Below are 13,578 nucleotides of genomic sequence, written 5' to 3' on the forward strand. Positions count from 1 at the left end.
CAGCGTAGACACCCGGACCGCTTCGGGGCTCGGTGCTTCGCTGTCCCGGTGGCTGCGGCAGGATGGACGCCACCTGGTGCGCACGCGTCACCACGCGTTCGCACTGAAGACAACCGCTGGAGACGCCCGGTGAGTTCCCCAGATCCGACCGTTCGCGCAGCGCGAAACGCTGCGGCCCAGACCGAGAAGGCAGCCGACCTCGCAGGCGGGGGCGCAGGCCGGCCGCTGCGCCGGCCCGTCATCGCCGTCACCGGAGCCGCCTCCGGAGTCGGTGCGCTGCTCACCCGCGCCCTGGTCGACTCCGACGAGGTCAAGGAGGTGGTGGCCATCGACGAGCGGCGCGGTGATGTCGCCGAGGCGCACTGGCACGTCCTGGACGTCCGGGACCCGGCCATCGCCGACAAGCTGCGCGGCGCGGACGTCGTCGTCCACCTGGCGCTCGACCTCGACCTGGAGACCGACGCCGCGGCCCGCACCGCCTACAACGTGCGCGGCACCCAGACCGTGCTCACCGCCGCCGCGGCCGCCGGTGTCCACCGCGTGGTGCTGTGCACCTCCGCGATGGTCTACGGGGCGCTGCCCGACAACGACGTCCCCCTGGCCGAGGACGCCGAACTGCGCGCCACCGCGGACGCCACCGGCGTGGGCGACCTGCTGGAGATCGAGCACCTGGCGCACCGCGCCCCCCGCGCACACCCGGGCCTGAACGTCACCGTCCTGCGCCCCGCCGTCCTGGTGGGCGGCACCGACACCGCGCTGACCCGTTACTTCGAATCCCCCCGCCTCCTGGTCGTGGCCGGATCCCGCCCCGCCTGGCAGTTCTGCCACGTGGAGGACCTGGTCAGCGCCCTGGAGCACGCGGCGCTGGAGAAGGTCGACGGTGAGCTGGCGGTCGGCTGCGACGGCTGGCTGGAGCAGGAGGAGGTCGAGGAACTGTCCGGCATCCGCCGCATGGAGCTGCCGTCCTCGGTGGCCCTGGGCGCCGCGGCCCGGCTGCACCGCATCGGCCTGACCCCGTCACCCGCGGGGGACCTCGCGTACACGATGTACCCGTGGGTGGTCAGCGGCAGCCGGCTGCACGACGCCGGCTGGCGGCCCCGGTGGACGAACGAGGAGGTGCTCGCCGAGCTCCTGGAGGAGGTCGCCGGACGGCACACCGTCGCCGGCCGCCGTCTGGGCCGCAAGGACGCCACCGCCGCCGGGGCCGCCGGCGCCACCGTCGCCCTCCTGGGCACCGCGGCGCTGGTGCGGCGCGCCCGCAAGGCACGCCGCCGTATCTGAGCGCGGACCGGGCCGCCGGGCTGGAGGAGTCTCCATACGGCGGCCCGGACCACGGGCGGAACGGCCATTCCCGCCGAGCCCCCCGGGTACGGCACGATGGGAGCATGTCTGGCACGTTCTCTGCTTCGTCCCCCGGCCGCGACCACCCCGGTGAGCGGGCCGCCGCGGACCCGATCCGGCTCCTGGCGATCCGCGACACCCCCCTGTCCGTGGACGAGGTGTTCACGGCCGTGGGTGACGCGGCAGCCGGCGGCACCGCCCTGTTCGTCGGCACGGTCCGTTCGCACGACAGCGGCGCCGACGTCGAGGGCCTGGGCTACTCCGCGCACCCGAGCGCCGAGGCGGAGATGCGCCGGATCGCCGAGAAGGTGATCGCGGACTTCCCTGTCCGGGCGCTGGCCGCCGTCCACCGGGTGGGCGATCTGCGCATCGGTGATTTGGCCGTGGTCGTCGCCGTGTCCTGCCCGCACCGGGGCGAGGCCTTCGATGCCTGCCGCAAGATGATCGACGATCTCAAGCACGACGTGCCGATCTGGAAGCACCAGACGTTCGCGGACGGCACGGAGGAATGGGTGGGGGCCTGAGACGCCTCCGGCCGGGCAGCGGAATTCCTGGGCGAATCGGTGCGTAACGAGGCGTTCCCGGGGAAGACGTCACCGCAGACGGGCGGGCGGTGATCGTGCCGGCGTGAGGCAGTCGACCTGCGCACACGGGGCGAACCGGTGCGTTGTGTTCCGGTTGCGTAACCCGCCCCCTGGCGCGAGCGTTGACCCTGCAGATGGTTAATCTGCTTATTCGTCGATCTCGTCGAACAAGGGGTTGGGAGGTCGTTGATGGGTGCACTCCTGTGGCTGCTGATTCCGGTCGGTGCCGGGCTGATTGCCGCGGTGTGGAGCAGCTGGGCCCTGCGGAACCGCAAGACCGGTGACGTGGCCGAGCTCGCGGGCTATGCCCGGTTCCGTGACGCCATGGAGAAAGAGCACTCCGTCCCCGATCCCGCCTCGGATCCGGCCTGAGATCCGCCGTACGCACGCACCGGAAGGCGCCCTGGGCTGACGGCCCCGCGCGGGCAGTTGCCCGGCCTCGTACGGACGGCCCCGCGGGCCGGTTGTCATACCCGTCCCGTACTGTCGTTCCATGCCACGCCGCACCGCGACGCTGCTCGCTTCGACCCTGATGCTGATCGCGCTGCTCTGCGCGGGAGTACTGATCCCCGTGCCGTACTCCGAGATGTCGCCGGGGCCCACGGTCAACACCCTCGGTGATCATGATGGCGAGCCGGTGCTGCAGATTTCCGGGCGGAAGACGTACCCGGCGACCGGGCATCTCAACATGACCACGGTCCGGGTCACCGGCCCCGACTACACCATGAACCTCTTCGAGGCGGTGTACGGCTGGCTCGACCACGACAACGCCGTGGTGCCGCACAAGACGCTCTACCCCGAGGGACAGACGCCCGAGCAGGCCGACCAGGAGAACGCCGAGGAGTTCACCCAGTCCCAGGAGAGCGCCAAGGTCGCCGCGCTCGACCAGCTGCACATCCCGGTCGCCTCACAGACCGTCGTCGGATCCGTCCTCAAGGACAAGCCGGCCGACGGGCGGCTGCACGCCGGCGATGTGATCAAGGCGGTGGACGGCACGGCGGTCAAGCAGGTCGGCGATGTCGCCAAGCTCGTCACCCGGCACAAGCCGGGCCAGCCGGTGGTCTTCACGATCGTCCCCGCCAAGCAGGCCGCCGCGGCGGAGAAGCAGGGCAAGAAGCCCGGCACCGCGGGCCAGAAGCAGATCACGATCACCACGGAGAAGGCGGACAACGGCCGTGCCGTCGTGGGCATCCAGGCCGGGGTGGATCACATCTTCCCGTTCCCCATCGACGTCAAGTTGGCCGATGTCGGCGGCCCGAGCGCCGGGCTGATGTTCGCCCTCGGCATCGTCGACAAGCTCACGCCCGGGGACATGACGGGCGGCAAGTTCGTGGCCGGCACGGGCACCATCGACGACAAGGGCAAGGTCGGCCCGATCGGCGGCATTTCGATGAAGACGGTCGGTGCGCGGGACAAGGGTGCGGAGTTCTTCCTGACGCCCAAGGACAACTGCGCCACCGCCGCCAAGGACACCCCGCGCGGGCTCCGGCTGGTGAAGGTCGACACCATGGGCGACGCCGTCAAGGCGCTGGAGAAGATACGCAAGGGCGACGTCGCCGGCCTGCCGAGCTGCAGCCCGGCGGGCGCGTCCTAGAAGGCGGGCCGCGGGCCGGACGCTGGCGCCCGGCCCGGGCGGTCAGCCCTCGAAGGTGGCGGCCAGCGCCTCCGCGAGGCCCGGTACCAGCGCCGAGCCGGTGAGCACCTCGGACGTGGAGTCCTTCTCGCGCAGGCGCAGTGCCGATTCGCGGCGGCCGTCGCGCAGCACGGCCACCGTCATCCGGACCTCCTGGCGGTCCGGGTGCTCGGCGACCCAGGTGGCGAGCTGGGCCTCGTCCATGCCCGCGGGCTCGGAGTCCTCGGCGGACGGCGGCAGCATCAGCCGCTCCACGGTCAGGGCGCAGCCGCTGACGGCATCCGGCCAGGCAATGGTGGCCAGGAACTCGTCCAGCGGGACGCCCGCCGGGATCTCGTCCTGCTCCACGGGGGTCAGGGACGCGGTGGTGGAGTCGTCGATACCGAGCTGCGCGGCGAGCGAGGGCTCCTGCGCACGCAGCTTGGCGGTGTCGACGAGGGCGAACAGTCGGGCCGGCTGATCCCAGCCGAGCCCGGCGCTGTACTCGTCGATTTCGAGCACCGCGCGGGTCAGGGGGTCGGCGGCGAGGGGGGTGCCGTCAACGGGGAGGTTGGTCATGCTGCACATCGTGCCTTGTATCCCCCCGAAATCGGGAACCGGGTAAAGCCTTCGTAAGTTGCATCAGTGGGTCCTACTATCGCCGGGCCTGCTCCACACGACAGCGAACTTCGAGGTGCGCACCTTGGCTTTCCAGATGCCGGACCGCGGCGGAGGCCCGACAGGGCCACGGATCAGAGTCGGCCGACCATCGCGGCGGATCCGGACCCTGCTCATGACATTGGGTGTGCTGGCCGTACTGGCCATGCTCTTCGTGATGTTTGCGGGGTTTTGGACGGATTGGCTCTGGTATCGGTCGGTCAAGTACTCCTCGGTCTTCACCACCACCCTGTGGACCAAGATCGGACTGTTCTTCGCCTTCGGCGTCGTGATGGCCGCGAGCGTCGGCGTCAACATCTGGCTGGCACACCGGCTGCGGCCGCCGCTGAGTGCGATGTCCATGGAGCAGCAGAGCCTGGACCGCTACCGGATGGGCATCGCGCCGTTCAAGAAGTGGGCGCTGATCGCGATCACCGCGGTGATCGGTCTGATCGCCGGCGCCTCGGCCTCCGGCGAGTGGCGTACGTGGCTCCAGTGGGTCAACGGCGTGCCGTTCGGCAAGACGGACCCGCAGTTCGGCAAGGACATCTCCTTCTGGACCTTCGATCTGCCCTGGTACCGCTTCCTGTTGAGCTTCGGCTTCGCCTGTGCGGTGCTGTGCCTGGTCGCCGCGGCGCTGACGCACTACCTCTACGGCGGACTGCGGCTGACCAGCCCCGGCTCGCGGGCGACGGCAGCGGCGACCGGTCATCTGTCGGTGCTGCTGGGCATCTTCGTCTCGCTCAAGGCGATCGCGTACTGGCTCGACCGGTACGGCCTCGCGGTCAAGTCCAGCGGCCTGAAGTCGGCCGACAACTGGACCGGGCTGCGCTATGTCGACGCCAACGCCTACCTCCCGGCGAAGACCATCCTGTTCTTCATCGCGGCGATCTGCGCGGTGCTGTTCTTCGCGACGCTGTGGCGGCGCACCTGGCAGCTGCCGGTGATCGGCTTCGGGCTGATGGTGCTCTCGGCGATCCTGATCGGCGGGCTCTACCCGGCGATCGTGCAGAAGTTCCAGGTCCAGCCGAACGAGCAGGCCAAGGAAGCGCCGTACATCAAGCAGAACATCAAGGCGACCCGGGACGCGTACGACATCCAGGGCTCCGAGGTCACCCCGTACAAGGGCAACTACAAGCCCGCCGACAAGGCGGACAGCCAGCGGCTGCGCGACGACGCCGACACCACCGCCAGCCTGCGGCTGCTCGACCCGAACGTGGTCTCGCCGGCCTTCCAGCAACAGCAGCAGGTGCGCGGGTACTACCAGTTCCCCTCCACCCTCGACGTCGACCGCTACAAGGACAAGGGCGGTGCCGAGCAGGACACCGTCATCGGTCTGCGTGAGCTGAACATCGCCGGTATCCCGGAGCGCAACTGGATCAACGACCACTTCAAGTACACCCACGGCTACGGCGCGGTCGCCGCCAAGGGGACCGAGGCCGCCGACGGCGGCGGTCCGAAGTACACCGAGTCGGATCTGCCCGCCAAGGGCCAGCTCGGCTCGTACCAGCAGCGGGTCTACTACGGCGAGAAGACCTCGCAGTACTCCATCGTCGGCGGTCCGCAGAAGGAGCTGGACTACTCCGACGACAGTGGCGAGAAGAGCTACAGCTACCAGGGCAACAGCGGCGTCAGCCTTGCCAACCCGGTCAACCGCGCCGCCTATGCGGTGGCGTTCGGCGAGCCGCAGATCCTCTACTCCGGCGCGATCGGCGACGGCTCGCGGATCCTGTACAACCGCACGCCCAAGGAGCGCGTCGAGTCCGTCGCACCCTGGCTGACCATCGACGGCGACGCCTATCCGGCGGTCATCGACGGCCGGATCAAGTGGATCGTGGACGCCTACACCACCAGCAACGGCTATCCGTACGCCTCGCGCACCACGCTCGGGGACAGCACGGCCGATTCGCTCACCGACGGCCAGCGGGCGGTGGTGGCCCAGCAGAACCAGGTCAACTACATCCGCAACTCCGTCAAGGCGACGGTGGATGCCTACGACGGCTCGGTCAAGCTCTACCAGTGGGACGAGAAGGACCCCGTCCTCAAGACGTGGATGAAGTCCTTCCCCGGCACGGTCGAGAAGAAGAGCGCCATCAGCCCGTCGCTGCGGGAGCATCTGCGCTACCCGCAGGACCTCTTCAAGGTGCAGCGCCAGCTGCTCACCACCTACCACGTCACGGATCCCGGCACCTTCTACACCGGATCCGAGCGCTGGCAGATCCCGAACGACCCGACGACCAAGTCGGGCAACGCCGTTCCGCCGTACTACCTGAGCATGAAGATGCCGGACCAGAAGAACCGGGCCTTCTCACTGACGACGAGCTTCACGCCCAACAAGCGCGACAACCTCGGTGCGTTCATGGCCGTCGACGCCAATGCGACGAGTCCGGACTACGGCAAGATCAGACTGCTGAAACTGCCCTCGCAGACACCGGTGCCCGGACCACAGCTGGTGCAGTCGAAGTTCAACTCCGATCCGAACATCGCCAATGAGCTCAACATCCTCAAGAAGCTCGGCGACTCGGAGATCGAGTACGGCAATCTGCTGACCGTGCCACTGGACGGCGGACTGCTGTACGTCGAACCCGTCTATCTGCGCGGCGCCAACACCAACTACCCGCTCCTGAAGAAGGTGTTGGTCAGCTACGGCGACAACAAGCCCGTCCTGGAGGACTCCCTCAAGGACGCGCTGGACGTGGTCTTCGGCAAGAAGGCGCCCAGTACGGGCACCGAGAAGCCGTCGGGCGGCGGTGACACCGGCCAGCAGCCGTCCGGCCAGACGGTGCAGCAGGCCCTGTCCGATGCCCAGAAGGCCTACGAAGAGGGCGAGAAGGCGCGCACCGCGGGCGACTGGGCCGGTTACGGCGAGGCCCAGAAGAAGCTCAAGGCCGCGCTGGACCGGGCGGCGACGGCGTCCGAGAAGGGCGGCAAGCCGGGCGGCTGAGCCGGCCGGCACGACGTTCGGGCCCTGCGCCGCCGGTGCGAACCGGCGGCGCAGGGCCGCGTCGGTCCAGGGGCCCGCCGGTGCCGTGATACCTTGTGGACACAACGACGCGGGGTGGAGCAGCTCGGTAGCTCGCTGGGCTCATAACCCAGAGGTCGCAGGTTCAAATCCTGTCCCCGCTACTGAATGACCAAGGCCCGGATCCCTCAGGGATCCGGGCCTTCGTCATGTGTTCCGGCCGATATCGGTCAAGGCCGGGTCGTGCGGCCGATGTGGGGAAGGTGTGTGCTTGAGTTTGGCAAGTCGTCGTGTCGGGAAGTCGACAAACCGCTGAAGTGACCTCACTTGCTGCGGTATACCAGGTGTACGCGGGTAACAGGTGATGCGACGATGGGTCTTATGGGGGACAAGGCAAGGTTGTTGGAGACAGACCGGTTTGTGCATGCGCCCGACGACGGGCGCGAATCCGAGCTGCAGATGGACGCGATGGAGGCGGCGGAGGCCGCCGAGGCGTCCGATGCCGTGACCGAGTCCGGCCACCGCCGGGCCGCCGAGGCGGGCGACACCGCCGCGATGAGCGCCCTGGGCGCGATGCTGCTGCGCCGCGGTGACCTCGACGGCGCCGAGCCGCATCTGCGCTCCGCCGCCGCCGCCGGCGACCGCGCCGCGGCCAACAATCTGGGGGTCCTGCTCCATCAGCGGGGCTACGGGGACGACGCGGGCGGCTGGTGGCGGATCGCCGCCGTCGCCGGCTCCGCCGCTGCCGCGCACGCGCTCGGGCGCCACTACCGCGAGCGCGGCGACGAGCCGGCCGCCGAGTACTGGCTGCGCCAGTCCGCCGAGTCCGGCCACTGCCTGGGTGCCTACGCGCTGGCCGATCTCCTGGAGCACCGCGGCGACATCGGCGCCGGGCGCTGGTTCCGTACGGCCGCCGAGCGCGGCCACCGCGAGGCCGCGTACCGCCTCGCCCGGCTCATCGAGGACGACGGCGACGCGGATCACCGCGCGACCCCCGCGTACGGCGAGCTGAGCCGGCAGGAGGAGGCCGAGCAGTGGTACCGCCAGGCCGCCGCGCGCGGCCACCGGCGGGCCGCGCTGCAGCTGGGCGCACTGCTGGAGGAGCGTGGGGACGTCCAGGAGGCGGGCCGCTGGTATCTGTCCGCCGCCAAGGACGGCGAGGCCCGCGCCGCCTGTGCGTTGGGCTTCCTGCTGCGCGATGCCGGGGACGAGGAGAGCGCCGCGGAGTGGTGGCGGCGTGCCGCCCAGGAGGGCGACGGCAACGCCGCCAATGCGCTGGGCGCCCTGCACGCCGACCGCGGCGAACTGCAGACCGCCGAGCGCTGGTACCGCGCCGCACTGGACGCCGGGGACGTCAACGGCGCCTACAACATCGGGCTGCTGTGCGCCGCGCAGGGCCGGGACGGGCGCGGTGAGCAGTGGTACCGCCGCGCCGCCTACGCCGGGCACCGGGAGGCCGCCAACGCGCTGGCCATCCTGCTGCTCCAGCGCGGCGACGCCGCGGGCGCCGAGCCGTGGTTCTCCAAGGCGGCCGAGGCGGGCAGCGTGGATGCCGCCTTCAACCTCGGCATCCTCCATGCCGGCCGCGGTGCCGAGCGTACGGCGCACGCCTGGTACGAGCGGGCGGCCGCGGCCGGGCACACCGATGCGGCGCTGCAGGTCGCCATCGTGCAGCTGCGGGACGGCGAACTGCAGGACGCGGAGCGGAATCTGCGCTGTGCGGCCGGCGGGGGCAGCGCCGAGGCGGCCTTCCGGCTCGCGGACCTCCTCGACCGCCAGGCGTCGGCCGCCGGCGAGGGGCTCACGGACGGCGAGCGCCCGGCGGACGACGAGAGTCTGCAGTGGTACGAGCGGGCCGCGGGGCAGGGCCACCGCCGTGCCCAGGTCCGTATGGGCATGTTCGCCGCGGCGCGCGGGGACGTGGTCGAGGCCGCGGACTGGTACCGCGCGGCGGCCGAGGCGGGCAGCCGGAACGGTGCCTTCAACCTCGGGCTGCTGCTGGCCCGCGAGGGCAGCCTGCCCGAGGCCGCCCTGTGGTGGCAGCGCGCCGCCGAGGGCGGGCACGGCCGGGCGGCTCTCCGGCTGGCGCTGCTCGCCGCGAGGCGCGGGGCGCTCGCGGAGGCGCAGAACTGGTGCGCCCGCGCCGTCGAGCTGGGGCCGCCCGAGGTGGCCGAGCGCGCGGCCCGGCTGCGAACGGCCCTCCAGGAGGAGCTCAGTGCCTAGAGGGGTCCGGGTGCCGGATCGCCCCGGGGGCGATCCGGCCAGGAGACGCCTGGCGGGCGCGCTGGCCGACGGAGCCCAGGGCCCGGTCCATGGGACCGGGCCCTGGGCCGCGCGGAAGGAATTTGCGCTGGTCGTCGGGCCGGGGTTAAAGTAAGGGCACAACGACGCGGGGTGGAGCAGCTCGGTAGCTCGCTGGGCTCATAACCCAGAGGTCGCAGGTTCAAATCCTGTCCCCGCTACTGAAGACGAAGGCCCGGATTCCTTGGAATCCGGGCCTTCGTCGTGTCGTCTTTTCGGTGCGGGTGGGCGGCCCGTCTCCTGCATGGCAGCCACGTGCGGCGGTGTGCGTGGTGACCGGATGTGCGGTGACCGTGCGGAGGCGGGCGCGCCCGATGGCCGGGAAGCGCGGCGCCCCGACGAGGCGCCGTCCCGTCAGATGCGGCCGGCCGGCGGCCCCGGCACGCGAAGGAGCCCGCGGCCTGGTGGGCGCGGGCTCGACAAGGCGTATGGCTGCGGGGCCGGTCCGGAGGGGGCCCGGCGCCGCGTGATCAGGACGGTGCGCTGCAGTGAGGGCAGATGCCCCGGTAGGTGACGGTGACCTCGGAGACCTGGAAGCCGTAGCGCTCCGGCTCGGGCAGGGCGGAGAGCGGGTCGCCCTGGAGGTGGACGTCGCGGATCGTGCCGCACTGCGAGCAGACGAGGTGCTGGTGGTCGTGGTGCGCGTTGGGGTCGTAGCGCTTGGCCCGGCCGTCGGTGCTCACCTCGATCACCTCGCCGAGCGAGACCAGCTCACCCAGGGTGTTGTAGACCGTGGCGCGGGAGATCTCGGGGAGCCGGTCGGAGGCCAGTGCGTGCACCTCGTCGGCGGTGTAGTGGACGTGGTCCCCGTCGAGGACCTCGGCGACGACGCGTCGCTGTGCGGTCAGCCGCCAGCCGCGTCCCCGGAGCCGTTCCAGCAGGTCACTCATGCCATTCACCCATCAGTCAGATACAGCCAGGGTAGCAGTGGTAGGTCCATGACCGGATCGAGTACTGGTTTCGCATTCTTCTTGACTTAGACATTGTCCAATGTAGGATCGGGATCGGCGCAAGCCAAGGGCAGGTGTAGAAGACTTTTCAGGAGGCGCACGTGTCGGTAGAGAGCACCACTGGACCGCTGACCACGGAGTCCGGGGCTCCGGTCGGGGACAACCAGAACAGTGAGACGGCCGGCGTCGGCGGTCCCGGCCTGATCCAGGACCAGCTCCTGATCGAGAAGCTCGCGCACTTCAACCGCGAGCGCATTCCGGAGCGCATCGTGCACGCGCGGGGCGCCGGCGCCTACGGCACGTTCACCGTGACCGCGGATGTGACCAAGTACACCCGCGCCAAGTTCCTCTCCGAGGTCGGCAAGCAGACCGAGACCTTCCTGCGCTTCTCCACGGTCGCGGGCAACCTCGGCTCGGCCGACGCGGTGCGTGACCCGCGCGGCTTCGCGCTGAAGTTCTACACCGAAGAGGGCAACTACGACCTCGTCGGCAACAACACCCCGGTGTTCTTCATCAAGGACGCCATCAAGTTCCCCGACTTCATCCACACCCAGAAGCGCGACCCGTACACCGGCTCGCAGGAGGCGGACAACGTCTGGGACTTCTGGGGCCTGTCGCCCGAGTCCACCCACCAGGTCACCTGGCTGTTCGGCGACCGCGGCATCCCCGCCTCGTACCGCCACCTGAACGGCTACGGCTCGCACACCTTCCAGTGGAACAACGAGGCCGGCGAGGTCTTCTGGGTCAAGTACCACTTCAAGACCGACCAGGGCATCAAGAACCTCACCACGGCCGAGGCCGCCGAGCTCTCCGGTCTCGACCCCGACAGCCACCAGCGGGATCTGCGGGAGTCCATCGAGCGGGGCGACTTCCCGACGTGGACCGTGCAGGTGCAGATCATGCCCGCGGACGAGGCGGCCACCTACCGCTTCAACCCGTTCGACCTGACCAAGGTCTGGCCGCACGAGGACTACCCGCCGATCGAGATAGGCAAGCTGGAGCTCAACCGCAACCCGGAGAACATCTTCGCCGAGGTCGAGCAGTCGATCTTCTCCCCGCACCACTTCGTGCCGGGCATCGGCCCGTCCCCCGACAAGATGCTCCAGGGGCGCCTGTTCGCGTACGGCGACGCCCACCGCTACCGCGTCGGCATCAACGGCGACCACCTCCCGGTGAACCGCCCGCACGCCACCGAGGCGCGCAGCCACGGCCGGGACGGCGCGCTCTACGACGGCCGCCACGCGGGCCGGAAGAACTACGAGCCCAACAGCTTCGGCGGCCCGGTCGAGACCGGCCGTCCGCTGTGGCAGCCGGCCACCGTGACCGGCCCCACCGGCGAGCAGGCGGCGCCCTCGCACGCCGAGGACAACGACTTCGTCCAGGCCGGTGACCTCTACCGCCTGATGTCGGAGGACGAGAAGGGGCGCCTGATCGACAACCTGGCGGGCTTCATCTCGCAGGTCTCCCGCGACGACATCGCACAGCGGGCGATCGAGAACTTCCGCAAGGCGGACGCGGACTACGGCAAGCGGCTGGAAGCCGCGGTCCAGGCCCTGCGCGGCTGAGCAGTCCCCCTTTGCGGCCAAGCCTCCCCGGCTGACGCGGGGAGGTGGCCCCAGCCGCTCTCGCGGAGGGGGTTGCGCGCCGTGGGGGTTGCTCAATCGTCGCTTGCCGTAATAAGCGAAGAGGCCGGATGCCAAGGGGCTCCGGCCTCTTCGTGTGCCCGGCCGAGGGGACGCGCGGCCCTTCAGGCGGGCACGGCGCGGGCCCGCTCCGTCGTGGTCGACCAGCAGCGGATGATGTCGCGTACGGACACCACGCCCACCGGTTCCTGGTCGTTGAGCACGATCAGATGGCGGAAGCCGCCGCGCACCATGGCCTCCGCGGCGTCCTCCAGGGTCCAGTCCGGAGCGGCGAAGACCACGTCAGGGGTGGTGTGGGTCTGGGCGGTCTCCCGGTCGGGATTCTCGCCCGCGCCGAGCGAGTTGAGGATGTCGCGTTCGGTGAGGATGCCGATGCCACAGGTGTCGCTGTCGAGGACCACGGCCGCGCCGAGGCGGCGGGCCGCCATCAGTTGCGCCGCCTGGCGGAGGGTGTGAGCGGGCCCGATGGTGAGGAGCACCGTGCTCATGGCGTCTTTGACGTGCATGGGCATGGAGTGGAGCCACCTCCTTGGTGAATGTGCCTTGCGAAGGGATTCACAAGTTCACAAAGTGGGGAATTCTCATGTTCACATGCCTCCGGTGATGCAACAAGGGGTAAGTGGTGGACGGTTGTCCGATTGCCCGCAGTTGTGCAGGTCAGCGTGCGGAGTCGCCGAGATAACTCAGCAGATCCTCGTGCAGCAGGCCGTTGGAGGCCGCCGCGTTGCCGCTGTGCGGGCCCGGCTTGCCGTCCAGGCCGGAGAACTGCCCGCCCGCCTCGTTGACGACCACCGCGCAGGCCGCCATGTCCCACAGCGACAGCTCCGGCTCCGCGCAGATGTCCACCGAGCCCTCGGCGATCATCATGTACGGCCAGAAGTCGCCATAGCCGCGGGTGCGCCAGCAGTCCCGGCTCAGATCGAGGAAGCCGGGCAGCTTGCCGCGCTCCTCCCAGCCGGTCAGCGAGGAGTACGCGAACGACGCGTCCTGGATGCGGCCGACCTTGGAGACCTGTAGCCGGGTCGCGGAGGTGAGGCTGCGGCCCGTGAAGGCGCCCAGGCCCTCGGCGGCCCACCAGCGGCGGTTGAGCGCCGGTGCGGAGACGATGCCGACCACCGGGCGGTCACCGCCCTCACCGCGCTCCATCAGTGCGATCAGGGTGGCCCAGACCGGCACCCCGCGGACGTAGTTCTTGGTGCCGTCGATCGGGTCGATGATCCAGCGGCGCGGCCCCGCGCCCTCGCTGCCGAACTCCTCGCCGAGCACCGCGTCCCGTGGGCGGGCCCGCTGGAGCTGGCCGCGGATCAGCTCCTCGGCGGCCTTGTCCGCCTCGCTCACCGGTGTCATGTCCGGTTTGGTCTCGACCTTGAGGTCGAGGGCCTTGAAGCGCTCCATGGTGGCGGCGTCCGCGGCGTCCGCGAGAACATGGCCGAGGCGAAGATCATCGTGATAGTCGGGCATGTGCGAACAGTATCCATTGGTATACGCCGGAGCCACACGGCCATGCGCCGCCGGGCGTGTGACACCA

Annotated in this window: 11 protein-coding genes and 2 tRNA genes; 9 read left to right on the forward strand and 4 right to left on the reverse strand. The window is 70.2% G+C overall.

What is annotated here, in order from left to right; all coding sequences use genetic code 11:
* Positions 1–129: 129 nt before the first annotated feature.
* The 4 genes from BKA18_RS24130 (at position 130) to BKA18_RS24145 (ending at position 3,519) form a co-directional block, all read left to right on the forward strand.
* A complete protein-coding gene (locus BKA18_RS24130; RefSeq protein WP_366045595.1) occupies positions 130–1,281 on the forward strand; it encodes an SDR family oxidoreductase in 1,152 nt (383 codons plus the stop codon).
* A 104-nt stretch (positions 1,282–1,385) separates the two neighbouring features.
* The gene (locus BKA18_RS24135; RefSeq protein WP_366045594.1) at positions 1,386–1,865 is read left to right on the forward strand and encodes a molybdenum cofactor biosynthesis protein MoaE; all 480 of its coding nucleotides are present in this window, start codon (positions 1,386–1,388) and stop codon (positions 1,863–1,865) included.
* A 249-nt stretch (positions 1,866–2,114) separates the two neighbouring features.
* Positions 2,115–2,297: a hypothetical protein gene (locus tag BKA18_RS24140; protein WP_006603228.1), complete on the forward strand. Its 183-nt coding sequence runs from the start codon at positions 2,115–2,117 to the stop codon at positions 2,295–2,297.
* A gap of 121 nt (positions 2,298–2,418) precedes the next feature.
* A complete protein-coding gene (locus BKA18_RS24145; RefSeq protein WP_366045593.1) occupies positions 2,419–3,519 on the forward strand; it encodes a YlbL family protein in 1,101 nt (366 codons plus the stop codon).
* 42 nt (positions 3,520–3,561) lie between these two features.
* Here the strand turns inward: BKA18_RS24145 and BKA18_RS24150 are convergent, their stop codons facing one another.
* Positions 3,562–4,116: a PPA1309 family protein gene (locus BKA18_RS24150; protein WP_366045592.1), complete on the reverse strand. Its 555-nt coding sequence runs from the start codon at positions 4,114–4,116 to the stop codon at positions 3,562–3,564.
* Positions 4,117–4,330: 214 nt separating this feature from the next.
* Between BKA18_RS24150 and BKA18_RS24155 the strand changes: the two genes are divergently transcribed.
* The 4 genes from BKA18_RS24155 to BKA18_RS24170 all read left to right on the forward strand — a co-directional run bounded on the left by BKA18_RS24155 (position 4,331) and on the right by BKA18_RS24170 (position 9,618).
* Entirely contained in the window at positions 4,331–7,138 is a 2,808-nt protein-coding gene (locus tag BKA18_RS24155; RefSeq protein WP_429638586.1) for a UPF0182 family membrane protein, read from the forward strand.
* A gap of 108 nt (positions 7,139–7,246) precedes the next feature.
* Positions 7,247–7,320: transfer RNA gene (locus BKA18_RS24160), tRNA-Met, on the forward strand.
* 208 nt (positions 7,321–7,528) lie between these two features.
* On the forward strand, positions 7,529–9,379 hold the full coding sequence (locus BKA18_RS24165) for a tetratricopeptide repeat protein (RefSeq protein WP_366045591.1): 1,851 nt from the start codon (positions 7,529–7,531) through the stop codon (positions 9,377–9,379).
* 165 nt (positions 9,380–9,544) lie between these two features.
* A tRNA-Met gene (locus BKA18_RS24170) sits at positions 9,545–9,618 on the forward strand.
* A gap of 309 nt (positions 9,619–9,927) precedes the next feature.
* Here BKA18_RS24170 and BKA18_RS24175 read toward each other — a convergent pair.
* Entirely contained in the window at positions 9,928–10,347 is a 420-nt protein-coding gene (locus BKA18_RS24175) for a Fur family transcriptional regulator (protein ID WP_093485087.1), read from the reverse strand.
* Positions 10,348–10,508: 161 nt separating this feature from the next.
* On the opposite strand from BKA18_RS24175, the gene BKA18_RS24180 reads away from it, so the two are divergent.
* Entirely contained in the window at positions 10,509–11,972 is a 1,464-nt protein-coding gene (locus BKA18_RS24180) for a catalase (protein ID WP_366045590.1), read from the forward strand.
* Positions 11,973–12,154: 182 nt separating this feature from the next.
* On the opposite strand, the gene BKA18_RS24185 is transcribed toward BKA18_RS24180, so the two are convergent.
* Both BKA18_RS24185 and hisN read right to left on the reverse strand, forming a co-directional pair.
* Positions 12,155–12,556: a CBS domain-containing protein gene (locus BKA18_RS24185; RefSeq protein WP_006603221.1), complete on the reverse strand. Its 402-nt coding sequence runs from the start codon at positions 12,554–12,556 to the stop codon at positions 12,155–12,157.
* 151 nt (positions 12,557–12,707) lie between these two features.
* Positions 12,708–13,511, reverse strand: a complete 804-nt coding sequence (hisN, locus tag BKA18_RS24190; RefSeq protein WP_006603220.1) for a histidinol-phosphatase — start codon at positions 13,509–13,511, stop codon at positions 12,708–12,710.
* Between the last annotated feature and the right edge of the window lie 67 nt (positions 13,512–13,578).

The organism is Streptomyces auratus, from assembly GCF_050433025.1.
GTDB lineage: Bacteria > Actinomycetota > Actinomycetes > Streptomycetales > Streptomycetaceae > Streptomyces > Streptomyces sioyaensis.

What these genes read in the sequence shown, in the direction of transcription:
- BKA18_RS24135 (WP_366045594.1), top strand. Translation starts at nt 1,386, where the DNA reads ATGTCTGGCACGTTCTCTGCTTCGTCCCCCGGCCGCGACCACCCCGGT.
- BKA18_RS24140 (WP_006603228.1), top strand. Translation starts at nt 2,115, where the DNA reads ATGGGTGCACTCCTGTGGCTGCTGATTCCGGTCGGTGCCGGGCTGATT.
- BKA18_RS24145 (WP_366045593.1), top strand. Translation starts at nt 2,419, where the DNA reads ATGCCACGCCGCACCGCGACGCTGCTCGCTTCGACCCTGATGCTGATC.
- BKA18_RS24150 (WP_366045592.1), bottom strand. Translation starts at nt 4,116, where the DNA reads ATGACCAACCTCCCCGTTGACGGCACCCCCCTCGCCGCCGACCCCCTG.
- BKA18_RS24155 (WP_429638586.1), top strand. Translation starts at nt 4,331, where the DNA reads ATGACATTGGGTGTGCTGGCCGTACTGGCCATGCTCTTCGTGATGTTT.
- BKA18_RS24165 (WP_366045591.1), top strand. Translation starts at nt 7,529, where the DNA reads ATGGGTCTTATGGGGGACAAGGCAAGGTTGTTGGAGACAGACCGGTTT.
- BKA18_RS24175 (WP_093485087.1), bottom strand. Translation starts at nt 10,347, where the DNA reads ATGAGTGACCTGCTGGAACGGCTCCGGGGACGCGGCTGGCGGCTGACC.
- BKA18_RS24185 (WP_006603221.1), bottom strand. Translation starts at nt 12,556, where the DNA reads ATGCACGTCAAAGACGCCATGAGCACGGTGCTCCTCACCATCGGGCCC.
- hisN (WP_006603220.1), bottom strand. Translation starts at nt 13,511, where the DNA reads ATGCCCGACTATCACGATGATCTTCGCCTCGGCCATGTTCTCGCGGAC.